This window comes from Devosia ginsengisoli, assembly GCF_024707105.1.
In the GTDB taxonomy this organism is placed as follows: domain Bacteria; phylum Pseudomonadota; class Alphaproteobacteria; order Rhizobiales; family Devosiaceae; genus Devosia; species Devosia ginsengisoli_A.
Genome location: NZ_JANQAJ010000013.1, coordinates 301,593 through 317,935, shown reverse-complemented (window position 1 = coordinate 317,935; position 16,343 = coordinate 301,593). Strand labels below are relative to the sequence as shown.

General features: G+C 63.8%; 13 protein-coding genes. 9 read left to right on the top strand and 4 right to left on the bottom strand.

Translation table 11 applies throughout. The annotated features are described in order from the left end of the window. Positions 1-154: 154 nt before the first annotated feature. From ligA to NVV79_RS21650, 3 genes are read left to right on the top strand one after another with little or no spacing between them, the layout of a single operon-like run. Positions 155-2,362: an NAD-dependent DNA ligase LigA gene (gene ligA / locus NVV79_RS21660; protein WP_303994366.1), complete on the top strand. Its 2,208-nt coding sequence runs from the start codon at positions 155-157 to the stop codon at positions 2,360-2,362. Positions 2,363-2,392: 30 nt separating this feature from the next. Next, on the top strand, positions 2,393-3,679 hold the full coding sequence (locus NVV79_RS21655; protein ID WP_303994050.1) for a hypothetical protein: 1,287 nt from the start codon (positions 2,393-2,395) through the stop codon (positions 3,677-3,679). Positions 3,680-3,694: 15 nt separating this feature from the next. Next, on the top strand, positions 3,695-4,159 hold the full coding sequence (locus tag NVV79_RS21650; RefSeq protein WP_303994048.1) for a DUF3828 domain-containing protein: 465 nt from the start codon (positions 3,695-3,697) through the stop codon (positions 4,157-4,159). Between the two features lie 182 nt (positions 4,160-4,341). Here NVV79_RS21650 and NVV79_RS21645 read toward each other — a convergent pair whose 3' ends face one another. Next, complete coding sequence (locus NVV79_RS21645) at positions 4,342-6,165, bottom strand: aminopeptidase P family protein (protein WP_303994047.1); 1,824 nt, start codon at positions 6,163-6,165, stop codon at positions 4,342-4,344. A gap of 109 nt (positions 6,166-6,274) precedes the next feature. Between NVV79_RS21645 and NVV79_RS21640 the strand changes: the two genes are divergently transcribed. Next, positions 6,275-6,409, top strand: coding sequence for a hypothetical protein (locus tag NVV79_RS21640; protein ID WP_303994044.1), 135 nt, complete (start codon positions 6,275-6,277; stop codon positions 6,407-6,409). A 121-nt stretch (positions 6,410-6,530) separates the two neighbouring features. Next, positions 6,531-6,662, top strand: coding sequence for a hypothetical protein (locus NVV79_RS21635; protein ID WP_263574796.1), 132 nt, complete (start codon positions 6,531-6,533; stop codon positions 6,660-6,662). A gap of 273 nt (positions 6,663-6,935) precedes the next feature. On the opposite strand, the gene NVV79_RS21630 is transcribed toward NVV79_RS21635, so the two are convergent. Continuing rightward, on the bottom strand, positions 6,936-7,814 hold the full coding sequence (locus tag NVV79_RS21630) for a 50S ribosomal protein L11 methyltransferase (RefSeq protein ID WP_303994038.1): 879 nt from the start codon (positions 7,812-7,814) through the stop codon (positions 6,936-6,938). A gap of 103 nt (positions 7,815-7,917) precedes the next feature. Between NVV79_RS21630 and NVV79_RS21625 the strand changes: the two genes are divergently transcribed. Further along, on the top strand, positions 7,918-8,208 hold the full coding sequence (locus NVV79_RS21625) for a putative quinol monooxygenase (RefSeq protein WP_303994035.1): 291 nt from the start codon (positions 7,918-7,920) through the stop codon (positions 8,206-8,208). A 138-nt stretch (positions 8,209-8,346) separates the two neighbouring features. Here NVV79_RS21625 and NVV79_RS21620 read toward each other — a convergent pair whose 3' ends face one another. Beyond that, positions 8,347-8,664: a heavy metal-binding domain-containing protein gene (locus NVV79_RS21620; RefSeq protein WP_303994031.1), complete on the bottom strand. Its 318-nt coding sequence runs from the start codon at positions 8,662-8,664 to the stop codon at positions 8,347-8,349. 158 nt (positions 8,665-8,822) lie between these two features. Here NVV79_RS21620 and NVV79_RS21615 point away from each other — a divergent pair, with 158 nt between their 5' ends. Further along, entirely contained in the window at positions 8,823-9,245 is a 423-nt protein-coding gene (locus NVV79_RS21615) for a hypothetical protein (protein ID WP_303994029.1), read from the top strand. Between the two features lie 188 nt (positions 9,246-9,433). On the opposite strand, the gene NVV79_RS21610 is transcribed toward NVV79_RS21615, so the two are convergent. After that, a complete protein-coding gene (locus NVV79_RS21610) occupies positions 9,434-11,776 on the bottom strand; it encodes an ATP-dependent helicase (protein WP_303994027.1) in 2,343 nt (780 codons plus the stop codon). 201 nt (positions 11,777-11,977) lie between these two features. On the opposite strand from NVV79_RS21610, the gene NVV79_RS21605 reads away from it, so the two are divergent. After that, positions 11,978-14,149 (top strand): esterase-like activity of phytase family protein, encoded by a 2,172-nt coding sequence (locus NVV79_RS21605; protein WP_303994024.1) that lies wholly within the window; start codon positions 11,978-11,980, stop codon positions 14,147-14,149. A 153-nt stretch (positions 14,150-14,302) separates the two neighbouring features. After that, positions 14,303-16,294, top strand: a complete 1,992-nt coding sequence (locus tag NVV79_RS21600) for an AsmA family protein (protein ID WP_303994021.1) — start codon at positions 14,303-14,305, stop codon at positions 16,292-16,294. The last annotated feature ends 49 nt before the right edge of the window (positions 16,295-16,343 follow it).

The window sequence follows — 16,343 nt, the reverse complement described above, 5'->3', positions numbered from 1 at the left end:
CAACCTCCCCCTGATAGGGGGAGGAGCCGATCGAGCTTGTGGCACTATCGCGCCACACCCGCCAGCCGGATTCCTCCCCTATCAGGGGGAGGTTGGGAGGGGGTATCCTCTTCGCCAGAAACAATAATCGCCGCCGAGTATTCCAATGACCGACCTGTCCCAAAAACCCGTCGACGATCTCACCGAGCCGGAAGCCGATGCCGAACTGGCGCGGCTGGCCGCGGCCATTGCCGAGGCCGATATCGCCTATCACCAAAAGGACGCGCCTGAGATCACCGATGCGGCCTACGACGCGATGCGCCGCCGCAACGACGCCATCGAGGAAGCCTTCCCCCATCTGGTACGCGAGGACAGTCCCTCCATGTCGGTCGGTGCGCCGCCGGCCGAAGGCTTTGCCAAGGTGCGCCATGCCGTGCCCATGCTCAGCCTCGCCAAGGCCTATACCGATGAGGATGTGGTTGATTTCATCGAGCGCGGCCGGCGCTTCTTCCAGCGCGACGAGGGGCTGGAAATCGCCTTCACCGCCGAGCCCAAGATCGACGGGCTCTCGGCCTCCCTGCGCTACGAGAACGGCGTCTTCGTGCAGGGCGCCACGCGCGGCGACGGCGCCGTCGGCGAGGACATCACGGCCAATCTGCGCACCATCAAGGATATTCCCGAGCGTCTGGCCGGCTCGGGCTGGCCGCAGACCATCGAAATCCGCGGCGAGGTCTATATGACCTATGCCGAATTCCAGGCGCTCAAGGCCCGCTCGGCCGCGGCCGGCGGGCAGGATTACGTCAATCCGCGCAATACCGCGGCCGGCTCGCTGCGCCAGAAGGAGCCGTCCATCACCGCCAGCCGCAATTTGCGCTTCTTCGCCTATGCTTGGGGTTTTACGTCAGAGGACCCGGCACCGACCCAGTATGACGCGGTGCAGAAATTCGCCGAGTGGGGCTTCCAGGTCAGCCCGCTGATGGTGCGGGCGAAGTCGGTGGATGAACTCATCGCCCAGTACAAGCTGATCGAGGAGCAGCGCTCCTCGCTGGGCTACGATATCGATGGCGTCGTCTACAAGGTCGACCAGCTCGAATTGCAGCGCCGCTGGGGTTTCGTCACCGGCGAGCCGCGCTGGGCCGTGGCCCATAAATTCCCGGCGGAGCAGGCGACGACCACGGTCAGGCGCATCGATATCCAGGTCGGCCGTACAGGCACGCTGGCGCCGGTGGCGCGGCTGGAGCCGGTGACGGTGGGTGGCGTGGTGGTGGAAAATGTCACGCTCCACAACGAGGACTATATTGCCGGCATCGACAGCAATGGCCTGCCGATCCGCGGCGACGAACCCATCGATATCCGCATCGGCGATACCGTGGTCATCCAGCGGGCAGGGGATGTCATTCCCCAGATCGTCCGCGTGGTGCTGGAAAAGCGCCCCGCCGATGCCGTGCCCTACCAGTTCCCGCATACCTGCCCGGTCTGCGGCTCGCCCGCCACGCGCGAGCTCAACGAGAAGACCGGCAAGGAGGATTCCCGCCGCCGCTGCACCGGCGAGCTGATCTGCCCGGCCCAGGCGGTGGAAGGCCTGCGCCATTTCGTGTCGCGCGGCGCGCTCGATATCGAGGGGCTGGGCGCGGAAAATATCGAGCTGTTCTTTTCCAAGGGTCTGGTGCGCACCGCTGCCGACATCTTCACCCTGCATGAACGCCGCCCCGCCGTGCAGCAGGCTTTGGCCGAGCGCCGCGAGGAACAGGCGAAAATCCGCGAAGCTGCCTCGGGCAAGGTGCGCAAGAATGTCCGCGCCGTCGAAGACCGCAACTACGAAGGGCTCGACAAGCTCTTCGCCGCCATCGACGCCCGCCGCGAGCCCGAGCTCGACCGCTTCATCTTTGCGCTGGGCATCCGCCATATCGGGGAGACCACGGCCGCCGCCCTGGCGCGCACCTTCGGCACGATGGATGAGCTGATCAAGGTGGGCAAGGAAACCGCCGCCGCCGAAGACCCCAAAAGCGTCTTCCCCTCCGTCGATGGCATTGGCGGCACGGTCATCGAGGCGCTGGTCGGTTTCTTCGGCAACCAGCGCAATGACGACGTGCTCGATGCCCTCCTGGCCCAGGTCCACCCCAAGCCCTATATCGTCAATGTCTCGGCCGACAGCGTCGTGGCCGGCAAGACTGTGGTCTTCACCGGCTCCCTCGAAAAAATGACACGATCGGAAGCCAAGGCTATGGCCGAACGGCTTGGCGCCAAGGTGGCGGGCTCGGTATCGGCGAAAACCGATATCCTGATCGCCGGTCCCGGCGCCGGCTCCAAGCTGAAAACGGCCGAAGCGCTTGGCGTCGAGGTCATCAGCGAAGACGAGTGGTTCGTACGCGTCGGCAAATAGCGTTACCGAGACGTCACGAGGGAGAGTGTGATGAGGGGTTTTTCTGCGGTCGCCATGGCCGCCATGATGTTGCCGGCTGCGGCCTCCGCCAGCGAAGTCGGCGACCAGCTCGCCCAGCGCCTCTATGACGGCACGCTGGCTGAGATCGGCGACCTCGCCCTGCAACGCTGCGACGAATACAATGCCGATGCCTGCTTTGCGCTCGGCATGCTCGATCTGGTCACCGCCTATGAGCGTACGGCCCAGGCGCTTTACCGCCATGGCGCCACCGCGCCCAATTCTCCGGCCATGGCCATGCTGTTCGGCATGGGGCTCGATGCCCCCGCGCGCCCGGCCAATCCCGATCCGGAGCCGCTGACCTATCAGGGCCTGCGTGACATCCTCGAGGAATTCACCAGCCTGCTCGACGTGGCGCGCGGCCATTTCGAAATGGCCGATATGGGCACGGGCTTCGTCATTCCCATCGATCCGCTCAAAGTGCGCATCGATCTTGACGGCAATGGCACGGCCGAGCCAGGCGAGACGCTGGCGTCGCTGCTCGGCCCGCTCGGTGAATTCACCGATATTCCCGCGCCCGATGGCCCGCCTCCATCAGGCAAGAGCAAGACCAAGCCCGATACTGCGGCCCCGGACCTGACCATCGGCTTCGATAATGCCGATGCCATCTGGCTGGCCGGCTACAGCACCATTATCTCGACCCCGGCCGAGCTGCTGCTGGCGCATGATTTCTCGCAATTCTACGACGCCTATCTGCACCGGGTCTTCCCCGAAGCCGATCTGCCCATGCAGGATTATTCGCGCGGCGGCACGCTGTTCATGGACCCCGATAGCGACACCTTCATCGCCGACATCATCGCGGCCATCCACACAGCCGATTTCCCGGTCACCGATGCGGCGCGGCTGGCGGGGGTGCGCGAGCGCCTGCTGTCCATCACCGCCCTGTCGCGCAAGAACTGGGAGCTGATCCTGGCCGAGACCGACGATGACAAGGAGCTGGTCCCCGGCCCGCACCAGACCTCGCTGGTGCCCGATACGCCGGTGACAGAAGAAACCGTCGCTGCCTGGCTGGCCACGCTCGACAGGCTCGACGAGATCCTCAATGGCGAATTGCTGCTGCCGCATTGGCGCTTCAAGCAGGGTTTTGATCTCAAGGCCTATTTCGAGACGGCCACCGAGACTGACCTGGTCATGCTGTTCACCGGCCTCGGCGCGCTGCCCTATCTCAAGGAAGGCCCCATCGCCGATGCCGATGCGTTTGCCGACGCCAACCGCGTTTTCGGCGACAATTGGCCGGGCTTTGCCCTCTGGTTCAACTGATCCTCGGAGTTCTCGATGCGCCTAGCCGCTTTCGCCACCGGAATGTTCCTGGCCCTGACCGGCCTTGCCGCCGCACAGCCCTATGAGACGCCGCAGGCGCTGCTCGAAGCCTTTTACGAACCCTATTTCAGCGACACCTTCTCCGAGGACGAGAGCCAGTTCCGCTCGCGAGCCCTGCAGGCGCTCTACGACAACGATGTCGAGCTGGCCGGCGAAGGCGAAATGGGCGCCATCAGCTTCGATCCCTATATCGACGGGCAGGATTACGACATTACGGAGCTTGTCATTGGCGCTCCCGGCATTGCCGGCGACTATGCTTCGGTCGACGTGACCTTCCGCAATTTCGGCGAGCCCCGTGCGCTGAGCTATGAGCTGGTGCTGGAAGACGGCGGCTGGAAGATCGACGATGTGGTTTCAACCAATCCGGACAATCAATATCGGCTGACCGAGATTTTCGCCGAGGCGGCTGCGGGGTATTGAGGGGCGCCCTAGCTCCTGAGTGGGTGGCCCACCCCCACCCTTAATCCCTCCCCACAAGGGGGAGGGAGACGATGAACACTGGTCTCTGTGCTGGCGCCTCCCTCCCCTTGATGGGGAGGGACCGAGGGTGGGGTGGGGCGATAAGCACCAGCGCAATTTCAGCCAGCTAGTCTAGGCGCCCCTCACAGCGCCCCAGTCGCCTCCTTCAGCCAGTCCTTCACCTTGCCCTTCACCCGCGGCCCGATCTCTTTCCACACCCGGTGGTGATACGCATCCAGCCATGCCCGCTCTGCCTCCGATAGCAGCAACTTGCGGATCAGCCTCTTGTCGATCGGCGCCAGGGTCAGCGTCTCGAATTCCAGATAGCCGGGGAATTCCGGGCTCTCCACCACGGTGATCAGGTTCTCGGTGCGGATGCCGTAGGCGCCGGCCTTGTAATAGCCCGGCTCGTTGGAGATCACATTCCCCACCTCGAACGGCGTCGTGTAGCGCGGGGAAATGCCCACCGGCCCCTCATGCACGCCGAGATAGGCGCCCACGCCATGCCCGGTGCCGTGATTATAGGTCAGGCCGGCCTGCCACAGGAATTGCCGTGCCAGCACATCGATCTGTGCCCCGGTCGTGCCCTTGGGAAAGCGCGTCATGGATATGGCGATCATGCCCTTGAGCACGCGCGTATAGCGGTCGCGTTCCTCGTCGCTGGGCTTGCCGGTCGAGAGGGTGCGGGTAATGTCGGTCGTGCCCGACAGATATTGCGCGCCGCTATCCACCAGCATCAGTTCGCCGGGATTGAGCACACGGTCGGTCTTGCCGGTCACCCGGTAATGCACGATGGCCCCGTTCGGCCCGGCGCCGGAAATGGTGTCGAAGCTGGCATCGACGCAGGTTTCCTCCTCGCGACGGAAGGCTTCGAGCGCGGTGACGATGCCGATTTCGGTCAGTCCGCCCTTGGGCGCGGCACTGTCGAACCAGGCGAGGAATTTGGCCAGCGCTACGCCATCGAGCAGATGGGCCTCGCGCATGCCGGACAGTTCGGCCTGGTTCTTGCGCGATTTGGGCAGCAGCACCGGATCGCGCTTTTCCACCAGCCTGGCCCCGGCCTCCTTCAGCGCCGCCACGATGGCCTCGGGGGCAGTGGCAGGATCGATCATCACTGCCTTGCCAGCCTTGCCCAGCCGCGCCAAGGCGACGGGCAGGGTCTTGCGACTTGCCACTTTCGCCACGCCTGCCAATGCAGCCTTCAGCTCGTCGGTGATCTTGGCCGGATCGAGATAGAGCGTCGGCTGGCCCTTTTTCGGCACCACGGCGAAGCCCAGCACAAAGGGCGTATTGGGTACGTCGCGGCCGCGCATGTTGAGCAGCCAGCAGATCGATTCCGGCAGGGTCAGCACCACGGCATCGGCCTGGTCACCGGCAATGGATTGCTGGATTTCAGCGATCTTGTCCGGCGCAGTCTGGCCGGCGCGGTTGTGGCCGAGAAATTCGATCGGCGAAACCGGCGGAGCAGGGCGGTCGGCCCAGATGGCGTCCACCAGGTTGGGGCCGGGCACGAGCTTTGCCCGTCCCTCCAGCTTGGCGACCAGGTCCCGGATCTCGGCAGGCGTATGGAGCCATGCGTCATATGCAATACTCCCGCCTTTGGGCACATAGTTGGCCACGTCAGGCGAAATGCCGCCCAGCAGCCATTCATGCACCTTGACCTTACTGGTATCGGTCTGGGCGGGCGCCTGGAGCGTATAGCGGCTATCGACGAACAGACCCGCTTTCTTCGCCCCCACCACCGCCAGTCCGGCCGAGCCGGTAAACCCCGTAATATAGGCCAGCCGGGCATCCGAGGCCGGAACGGACTCGCCGCGATGGGCATCGGCGCGCGGAATCAGGAAGGCATCGACGCCCGCCTTTGCCATCGCCTGGCGCAGGGCGGCGAGACGGGGCGCCACCGTTTTCTTGTCGGCCTTTTCCTCGAAACTCTGGAATTTGGCGGGCGGAAAACTTTGGGCTGTCATGGTGTATCCTTGGGCCGGGTTGCGTTCCGGTCATGGCTGTCGTGAAGTTTGGGGCGTAGTAAATCGCCAGCTTCGACCTACCTTAGTCTCTGAACGAAGGAGAGCGAAGATGGAACGCGACAAGAATTTCCTGAGCCGGGCTTTCGACGCATTGATCGCTGGCCGCGAGCGCCAGGCCCGCCAGTATGTGGCGCGCTATGAGCGCGACTACGGCAAGCTGAACGAAAAATTAACGAAGCAGTAACGGGACTTGCGCGTTTCGCAGGGCTGGTCTGACCCAGAGGGCCTAACCAAACCTTACGCGTGAGGCTAAATGGATCACGACGATGGCAACAGACCATCGTCATGAGTGCATGGAGACTGAGATGACCGAGAGCAAGAACGATTTCCGCAAGGCCCTGGGGTCCGTCATTGACGCCCGCGGTCGTGAATCGAGCCGCCAGGTCAGCTACCGCATGCAGCACCAGCTGATCGGCGCATTCACCAAGCGCCCGTAAGGCGCTGCAGTTTATTGCTGACGATCTGTCGATCCCCGGAGCCCGCTTCGGGGATTTTGCTTTTCTGAGATATGTTCGGGCCCCCAGCAGCCCTCATGGTGAGCGTGTCGAACCACGAGGGCGTGGCACGATAGCTCCACTCGCCCGCCCTCCTGGTTCGACAAGCTCACCATGAGGGCTTTTGAGCTTCGACGCCGCCTCGTTCTACCGCTGTTCGATTCACACGTCGGCTTCGTCGATGCTAACAGTCTGCTAACGCATTCGGCCTTCGCGTTACGGCATTTCCAGGATCAGCGTGGTCCAGTCCTTGCGCTGCAATTTCTGGTTCAGCACCATGCCCTGGCGGGCATAGGCGTTGATCACGCCGCGCGCCTGATGCTCCAGAATGCCCGACAGGATGATCGTCGCTCCCTTGCCGGCGATGCGCCCGATGGCGGGGGCCAAAGCGGCCAGCGGACCGGCGAGGATATTGGCCACGATCAGGTCATAGGGCGCATTTCGGATGATGGTGGAATGGTTTACCCCGGTTGCCTCCAGCGCGACGATCAGCTTGCCGACCCCGTTCTGCGCCGCGTTCTCGATGGTGGTGGTCACCGAAACCGGGTCGATATCACTGGCGATCACAGCGGTCCGCGTGCGCTTGGCCAAAGCGATGGCGAGAACCCCGGTGCCGGTGCCGACATCGAGCATATGGCGGGGCCGGCGGCGCTTGAGCACCTTATCGATGGCTTCGAGGCATCCGGTCGTGGTTTCGTGGTGACCCGTGCCAAAGGCTTGTGCCGCATCGATTTTCATCGGCGTCAGCCCGCCGGGAACCTGCCCGGTCTCGTGGCTGCCATAGACATAGAAGCCGCCGGCAATGACCGGCGCCAGGCCTTCCAGCGACTTGGCCACCCAGTTGATATCAGGGTCGATAGGCACCACCGAAAATTCCACAGTGCCGCCAAGGGCTTGCCGGGCCAGTTCAACAAAGGAATCAATATCGGGCGGGCTGTCGCAGGTGGCCTCGAAAATCCATTCGCCGGTTTCTTCATTCTCATGCGCCGAGGCAGTCAGCGCCAGGTCGTCCCGCTCCATCACGGCATCGACCAGGGCATAAGCCTGGTCCTTGGTGAGGGGGAGGGGAGGAAAGCTGATCGACTTGCATGGCACTCTCCTGACAGGATTTGACGCTTAGTTGCGCCATGTCCGCTGCGAGGTCAATCTGACTTATCCCCGCGCTGGCGGAGTGGTGTAGATTCGGTGGAGGACAGGGATGTATGGCTTGATCGGGAAGATGTTGGCGGCGCCGGGCAAGCGCGAGGACTTGCTGGCGATCCTGCTGGAAAATGTCGGCGCCATGCCCGGTTGCCTGAGCTACATCATCGCGCGCGACCCTGATAACGAGGATGGACTCTGGATCACCGAGGCCTGGGACAGCAAGGAAAGCCATGCCGGCTCGCTGCAATTGCCCCAGGTACAGGCCACCATCGCGCAGGCCCGGCCGCTGATCGCCGGCTTCGGCGAGCGATTCGAGACCGAGCCGCTCGGCGGCGTGGGGCTCTAGGTAAGCGGATACCCCCTCCCAACCTCCCCCTGATAGGGGGAGGAGCCGCACAGTGGGGTTGGACAAAATAGTGCCAAACACCCGGTCTGTTCCTCCCCCTGTCAGGGGGAGGCCAGGAGGGGGTATCCCAACAAAAACCTACAGCTTCACCGCGGTCCCCGAGATCGAAACCATCAGCATGGAGCCGCCCTGGCCGACGACTTCATAATCAAGATCGACGCCGACCACGGCATCGGCGCCCATGCGTTCGGCCTCGTAGCGCAGTTCCTCATAGGCCTGGCGGCGGGCATCGCGCAGGGCGCCCTCATAGGCGCCGGCCCGGCCGCCGACGATGTCGCGGATGCCGGCAAACAGGTCCTTGAAAATATTGGCGCCGACGATCACCTCGCCGGTGACGATGCCGAGATACTCCCGCACCGGGCGGCCTTCGAGCGTAGGCGTGGTCGAGATGATCATGCGGTCTCTCCTGCTGTGCTGGGCCAAGAGATAAGCCGCCATGCGTCCGCACAAAAGGCCGGTGCAGAAATCTTTGGCCAAAAATGTCGAAGTGCGGGAAAGCTGGCCGACATGGAGCGAAGGCCGGGTTTCCGGCTGCAGACAAAGGATGTTTCACCGTGCTCGCCGTCACCAGCTACCCGGAAGTCTATGTGCAACTCACCGCCGCCAAGGTGGAGGAACAACTCGCCGCCTATGCCGCGCTCGCGGCGGCGGTGAAGGGCAATCCCAAGGCGGAAGCGGCTTTGGCCGGTTTTGCGCCGGGCTATTTCAATTCCATGCTGCTCGCCCTCGACCACCACTTCATGCACCGCATGCGCGGCGCCGAAGGCAAGGACGGCAACCCGCTCAACGAGGTGCGGATGCTGAGCGATTCCATCATGGAACATGACGGGGTGCTCAAGGAGAACAAGACGATCAAATACAAGGCCGACAAGGCCGTGGCGGGGATTGCGGTGGGGCAGGCGGTCGCGCTGGATGCGGCGACATTCGAGAAGCTGGCCCAGGCCTATGTGGCGGAGATCGGGAAGCGGTTTCCGTAGCGGTAAGCCGAGTCGTGGGGCACCGGGGTGCCGCAACCGCCGTGTCATCCCGGCGAAGGCCGGGATCCATCCTGAGATCGAGCCACAGCCGCAAGGTGGTTCGTTCCTTCGATCATTGACAGGCTGTCATCTCGGGATGGATCCCGGCCTTCGCCGGGATGACATCGTGGCGGGGGTAGCGGGGAGCCTCACCCCTTCTTGATGAAGCTCTCCAGCACCTTCTTGCGCCCCGCCTTCTCGAAATCGATGGTCAGCTTGTTGCCCTCGATTTCGGCGATGGCGCCGTAGCCGAATTTCAGGTGAAACACCCGCTCGCCCAGCCCGAAGGCGGAGCGGTCATTGCCCAGGTCCACCGAGCGGGCGACGAGGTCGCCGTCGATGGTCAGGGGACCGGCGCTCTTGCGGCTCGACTGCTGGGCGCGAGCGCGCTGCCAGCCGGGCGTTTCGTAGACGCTTTCGAACGGATCGGCCTTGTTGAACCTGCTGGTGGCGCCGCCGCCATAGCCGTAGCCGCCATAAGATGAGCCGGTATCGGTGACCTCGACGGCATCGGCCGGCAACTCATCGAGGAAGCGGCTGGGAATGGCCGATTGCCAGAGGCCGTGGATGCGGCGGTTCTGCGCCACCGACAGTCGCACGCGCTTGCGGCCGCGAGTGATGCCGACATAGGCCAGCCGCCGTTCCTCCTCGAGCCCGGCGCGACCGCTTTCGTCCATGGTGCGCTGGCTGGGGAACAGGCCTTCCTCCCAGCCGGGCAGGAAAACCGTGTTGAATTCCAGCCCCTTGGCCGAATGCAGCGTCATGATCGAAACGGCGTCCTCGGCTTCGGCCGTGTCGCGGTCCATGACCAGCGAAATGTGTTCCAGGAACCCGCCCAGCGTCTCGAATTCCTCCATGGAGCGCACGAGTTCCTTGAGGTTTTCCAGCCGTCCAGGCGAATCCGGCGATTTGTCGGCCTGCCACATGGCGGTATAGCCGCTTTCGTCGAGAATCTGTTCGGCCAATTCGTAATGCGGAATGGCATTGAGCCGCGCCGACCAATTGTCGAACTGGCCGACCAGCTCGCGCAGCGTCGTGCGCTGCTTGGGCTTGAGCTCCTCGGTTTCGAGCAGCATGCGCGTGGCTGCCAGCAGCGACACATTGGCCGAGCGTGACGCGTTGTGCAGCAACTGCACCGTGCTGTCGCCCAGCCCGCGCTTGGGCGTATTGACGATACGCTCGAAGCTCAAACCATCGGACGGGTTGGACACCACGCGCAGATAGGCGATGGCGTCGCGGATTTCCTTGCGCTCATAGAAGCGCGGGCCGCCGATGACGCGATAGTTCAGCCCCAGCGTGATGAAGCGTTCCTCGAATTCGCGCATCTGGAATGAGGCGCGGACCAGGATGGCCATGGAATTGAGGTCTTCGCCCTGGCGCTGATAGTTTTCGATCTCGTCGCCAATGGTGCGGGCTTCCTCCTCGCTGTCCCAGACGGAGGTCACCGAAACCGGCTCGCCCTCTTCGCCCACATCGGTCTGCAACGTCTTGCCCAGCCGGCCCTCATTGAAGGCGATCAGCGTGGAAGCGGCCTTGAGGATGTTGGAGGTCGAGCGATAATTGCGTTCCAGCTTGATGACCCTGGCGCCGGGAAAATCCTTCTCGAAGCGCAGGATGTTGTCGACCTCGGCGCCGCGCCAGCCATAGATGGACTGGTCGTCGTCGCCCACGACGCAGATATTGGCCTCGCTGGCCGGCTTGCCCTGCGCCAGCAGCCGCAGCCAGAGATATTGAGCGGTGTTGCTGTCCTGGTATTCGTCGACCAGCATGTATTTGAAGCGCCGATGATAGTCGGCCAGCACATCCGGATATTCCTTGAACAGCCGGATGTTTTCGAGCAGCAGGTCGCCGAAATCTGCGGCGTTGAGCACCTTGAGCCGCGCCTGGTAGTCGGCATAGAGCCTGGCGCCGCGGCCATTGGCATAGGACCCGCTCTCGGCCGGGGAAATGTCCTTGGGCAGCAGGCCCTTGTTCTTCCAGGTATCCATCATCCCGGCGAACTGGCGGGCCGGCCAGCGTTTCTCGTCGATATTCTCGACATCGAGCAATTGCTTGATAAGGCGGATCTGGTCGTCGGTATCGAGAATGGTGAAATCGGACTTGAGGCCGACCAGTTCGGCATGGCGGCGCAGGATGCGGGCACCGATCGAGTGGAACGTGCCAAGCCAGGGCATGCCCTCGACGCCTGCGCCGACCAGATGGCCGATGCGTTCCTTCATCTCGCGCGCTGCCTTGTTGGTGAAGGTCACCGACAGGATTTCGGACGGCCAGGCGCGCTTGGTGGTGAGGATATGGGCAATGCGGGTGGTCAGGACACGCGTCTTGCCCGTACCGGCGCCAGCCAGCACCAGCAGCGGCCCGTCAACGGTCAGCACCGCCTCGCGCTGTTCCTCATTGAGGCCCTTGAGATAATCAGGCGATTGCTGCCGGCCGAACTGGCTGGTGATCGGCCCCGACGAGGGGCGGTCGATTGGGTGGGGTACACCGGGCATTAGGGGCCTTTCCATCGCCGCGTGCCGGGGCCGGCAGACGCAGCGCGGGGATTGACGAATCTTATTTTGTTCTCGTTGGCAATATAGGGTCTGGCGGGCCGGGTGTATAGAACGGCGCACTGTCACCGATACGTCATGGCTGTGTCACGGCGCTGTCTTTCCGCCGCCCTATGCGGAGCCTATTCCAACAGGGGCTCCATCATGCTTAAGCCAAGACATCTGGTTGCGATCACCGCCGCATTGCTGGCCACGACAGCTTCGGTCGCCGCGGCCGAATATTTCAACCGCATTGCCAGCTTCCCGGTGGCACTGAACAATCCCGACGCCGAAGCCGGCGTCGAGAACTCGGCCGAAATCATCACCGCCACCGAAGACGGCATGGTGCTGGTCTATTCCAACGCCCTGCTGGGCGGCATCGGCTTTGTCGATATCACCGACCCGACCGCTCCCAAGGCCGCAGGCTTCGTGGCGCTGGATGGCGGCCCGACCTCGGTCACCGTTATCGGCGACAAGGCGCTGGTGACGTCGGATACGACCGAGGATTTCACCGCGCCATCAGGCTATCTTTCGGTCATCGACATTGCCAGCAAGACCATCGAGATCACCTGCGATCTCGGCGGGCAGCCCGACGCCATTGCCAAGAATGCCGACGCCTCGCTGATCGCCATCTCGATGGAAAACCAGCGCAATGAAGAGTTCAATGACGGCGTGATCCCGCAACTGCCGAGCGGCAATATCACCTTCTTCGACGTGGCCGACGGCACGGTCGATTGCGGCACGATGCGCGTCACCGAACTGGCCGGCGTGGCCGACTTTGCCGGTGAGGATGCCGAGCCGGAATATACCGATTTCAACAGCCTCAACGAACTGGCCGTGACGCTGCAGGAAAACAACCACATCGTCATCCTCAACGGCGAAACCGGTGAAATCATCAATGATTTCAGCGCCGGTACGGTCGATCTCGAAGGCATCGACGCCACCGACGATGGTCGCCTTAGCTTCACCGAGAACCAGCCGGGCCGCAAGCGCGAGCCCGATGCCGTGCAGTGGCTCGACGAGAACCGCATCATCATCGCCAATGAAGGCGACTATGAAGGCGGCTCGCGTGGTTTCACCATCTTCCACAAGGATGGCACCGAACTCTATGAGAGCGGCCCGTCGATGGAATATATCGCCGCCCAGCTCGGCCATTATCCAGAAGGCCGTTCGGACGCCAAGGGTATCGAGCCCGAAGGCATGGAAGTGGGCACGTTCGGCGAGACGAAGTTCATCTTCGTCAACCAGGAACGGTCCTCGCTGGTCGCGATCTACAAGGATACCGGCGATGTGCCGGAATACTGGCAGTCGATCCCGTCGGGCCTTGGCCCGGAGGGTGCGCTGGCCATTCCGTCGCGCAATCTCTACGTGACCGCCAATGAAACCGACCTCAGCCCCGACGGGCTGGCCGGTGCCCATGTCATGATCTTCGAGCTCAGCGAAGGCGAGCCGGCCTATCCCCAGATCATGTCGGACCTCGATGCCGACGGTAAGCCGATCGGCTGGGCCGCACTTTCGGGCGCCGTGGGCGATGCCGAAAAGCCGGGCATCCTCTATGCCGTCAGCGACAGCGCCTTCAGCGAAGCCTATATCTACGAGATCGACGCGACCGCCAAGCCGGCCCGCATCGTCAAGAAGACCGTGGTGACCCGCAATGGCGTCCCTGCCCAGAAACTCGATCTCGAAGGCATCACGCTGGATGGCGAAGGCGGCTTCTGGCTGGCTTCGGAGGGCGACACCGCTGTGCTGACCCCGCATGCCCTGTTCCACGTCAATGCCGATGGTGAGATCGAAGACGAGATCGCCTATCCGGCGGCCCTGCTGGCCGGCGAAACCCGTTCGGGTTCGGAAGGCGTGGCCAAGATCGGCGACACGCTGTGGATCGCCATCCAGCGCGAGTGGAAGGATGACGAAAAGGGCTTCGTGAAGCTGGTTTCCTACAATACCGACACCGAGGAATGGGGCGCGGTGCGCTACCCGCTCGAAGCCGCGCCGGAAGGCGGCTGGGTCGGGCTCAGCGAAATCACCGTCCACGGCGACTACGCCTATATCATCGAACGCGACAACCAGATCGCCGGCAATGCCAAGCTCAAGGCGCTCTACCGCGTGCCGGTAAGCGAGCTGGTTCCGGCCGAACTGGGCGGCGATTTGCCCACCGTCAGCAAGGAACTGGTGCGTGACCTCGTGCCCGACCTCGCCGCCAACAACGGCTATGTGGTCGACAAGGTCGAGAGCTTCGCGGTCGACGCCGCCGGCAACGGCTTCGTGATCACCGACAATGATGGCGTCGACGACTCGTCGGGCGAAACCTTCTTCTGGTCCATCGGCGCGCTCTAAGGCGTTGCCACAGCAATGAGAGTGGCCGGGCCGAAAGGTCCGGCCGCTTCGTTTTGGGCGCGACAAATCTGCTCTGTATCGCGGCAATGGCGGGGTTGCGCCGGGAGCCGGCTTGCCTACACTCTGCCGCGGGAAATCGGATAGTCACGCACAGTGCTCAATCGCATCTACATCGTCGTCGGCCTGCTGGCGATCATCGTGCTGGCCGGCGCTTTCATCGCGCCGCATTTCATCCGCTGGAGCGATTATCGCGGGCGGATGGAAGAGCTGGCGACTGACGTCCTCGGCACGCCGGTCACGGTGCGCGGCGAGATCGACTTCACGCTGCTGCCGCAGCCCCGGCTGCGGTTTTCCGATGTGCTGGTGGGCTCGCCCGAGGAACCGGCGGCGACGGTAGACAGCGTCGAAGCCGAGTTCGCGCTGATGGATTTCCTGCGCGACAACTACAACGTCACCAGCCTCGTGCTGCGCCAGCCGGTGATCGATTTCACCGTGGATGAGAGCGGCTTTTTCGGCAGTGGCGTGGCGCTGGCTGCAGGCACTGGCGGGGTCGGGCTCGGGCAGACCAGCGTAGTCGATGCCACGGTGCGCCTGATGGATCGCCGTTCCGGCGAGACGTTCGTTGCCAGCGATGTCACCGGCGAGCTGCGTCTTGGTGGGTTCAGCGGCCCATTCTCGTTCCAGGGCAATGGGTCCTATCGCGACCAGTCCTATGGCGTCCGGTTCAATTCGAGCCTGGTCGATGATGCCGGCAAGGCGCGGGTTTCCCTGTTCCTGCAGCCGCAATCGGCGGGTTTCTCCTTCTCGCTGGAAGGGCTGCTGGAGCCCGGCATGGCGCCGAAATTCGACGGCGACATGGTCTATCGCCAGAAGCCGGAGGCCACCGATGTCGCGACCGATATTCGCGGCGACCTGGTGCTGGAAAGCAAGGTTACCGCGTCCACCGACCGGGTCGTGCTGTCCGGCTATACCTTGCGACCGGACGAGAACCGGGCCAGTACGCGGCTGACCGGTGCGGCCAGCATCCAGCTCGGCGATGTCAGAAGCTTCGACGCGGTGATTTCGGGCGGCGTCTTCTCGCTGCCGCCGCGCGACGCCAAGGAGGACGCATCCATATTGCCCTATGAGGCGGTGCGGTTGTTGTCGGAACTGCCGGCGCCGCTCATCCCGCCCATGGCCGGGCGTGTGGGGATCGACCTGGCCGAGGTGAGCCTGCGTGGCTTTGCGCTGCGCAATGTGCGCATGGATGCGCGCACCGATGGGGCGGGCTGGACCATCGAGCAATTCATCGCGCAACTGCCGGGCGATACCGAATTGCGGGCCAGCGGGCAACTGACCCGCGAAAGCGAGCGGCCGGCCTTTGCCGGTGACGTTTCGCTGGCGAGCAATCGCCTTGATGGGCTGGCCGCGCTCTGGCGCAAGCCGGGCGACGACAATGTGCTGTTCAACGAACCCGGTGCGCTCACCGGTCGCGTCATGCTGGCCGGGGACGCCTTCGGCCTCGTCAATGGTGTGTTGACGCTTGCGGGGCGCACCCATGGCGTGGAAATCCGTCTCGGCTTCGGCGACGAAAAGCGGCTCGACCTGGTGGCGCATTTCGATGAGCTGGGGCAGAGGGGCAGCGCGCTGGTGGGCGCGCTATTGCCCGATATCGCGGCCGAGCCGGCCTTCGGCATCAGCTTCCCCTATGGCAGTTTCTCGCTGACCGGCAAGAATGCGCGGGTTCTCGGGCTCGACGGTACCGGGCTGGTGGCGGAGGGACAGTGGCGCAGCGGCGAAGTCAGCTTCTCGCGGCTTTCGGCCGAGAATTGGGGCGGCGTGGGCGTGGACGCGACGCTGACGGCGGGCGGAACGGTCGCCGAGCCCGATGTGTCGGGGTCGGGCATGGTGCGGGTGGATGGCAGCGATGCGCCGGCCCTGCGGGGGTTTTACGACCTGCTGAATGTGCCGCAAAGCTGGCGCGGATTTCTCGCCGCCTCGGCTCCGGCGGACCTGCTGGTCGATATCGGCGAGCTGATCGATGGCGGCCAGACGGTGACGCTGGCGGGGTCGCTGGGCGCCGGCGACCTCAATCTGCGGGCCGAGCTCAGTGGCGGCATCGGGGCGCTGGCCACGGCGCGGCTACGGGTGACGGGGGGGGCTTGAATCCACCGATATTGCGGGGCTGACCCGCCAGATCGGGTTCGGCGATGCG

Excerpts from the sequence above, each read along its gene's own strand:
- NVV79_RS21640 (WP_303994044.1), top strand. The coding sequence starts at position 6,275 with ATGGAACGCGACAAGAATTTCCTGAGCCGGGCTTTCGACGCATTGATC.
- NVV79_RS21610 (WP_303994027.1), bottom strand. The coding sequence starts at position 11,776 with ATGCCCGGTGTACCCCACCCAATCGACCGCCCCTCGTCGGGGCCGATC.
- NVV79_RS21655 (WP_303994050.1), top strand. The coding sequence starts at position 2,393 with ATGAGGGGTTTTTCTGCGGTCGCCATGGCCGCCATGATGTTGCCGGCT.
- NVV79_RS21635 (WP_263574796.1), top strand. The coding sequence starts at position 6,531 with ATGACCGAGAGCAAGAACGATTTCCGCAAGGCCCTGGGGTCCGTCATT.
- NVV79_RS21650 (WP_303994048.1), top strand. The coding sequence starts at position 3,695 with ATGCGCCTAGCCGCTTTCGCCACCGGAATGTTCCTGGCCCTGACCGGC.
- NVV79_RS21620 (WP_303994031.1), bottom strand. The coding sequence starts at position 8,664 with ATGATCATCTCGACCACGCCTACGCTCGAAGGCCGCCCGGTGCGGGAG.
- NVV79_RS21625 (WP_303994035.1), top strand. The coding sequence starts at position 7,918 with ATGTATGGCTTGATCGGGAAGATGTTGGCGGCGCCGGGCAAGCGCGAG.
- NVV79_RS21645 (WP_303994047.1), bottom strand. The coding sequence starts at position 6,165 with ATGACAGCCCAAAGTTTTCCGCCCGCCAAATTCCAGAGTTTCGAGGAA.
- NVV79_RS21605 (WP_303994024.1), top strand. The coding sequence starts at position 11,978 with ATGCTTAAGCCAAGACATCTGGTTGCGATCACCGCCGCATTGCTGGCC.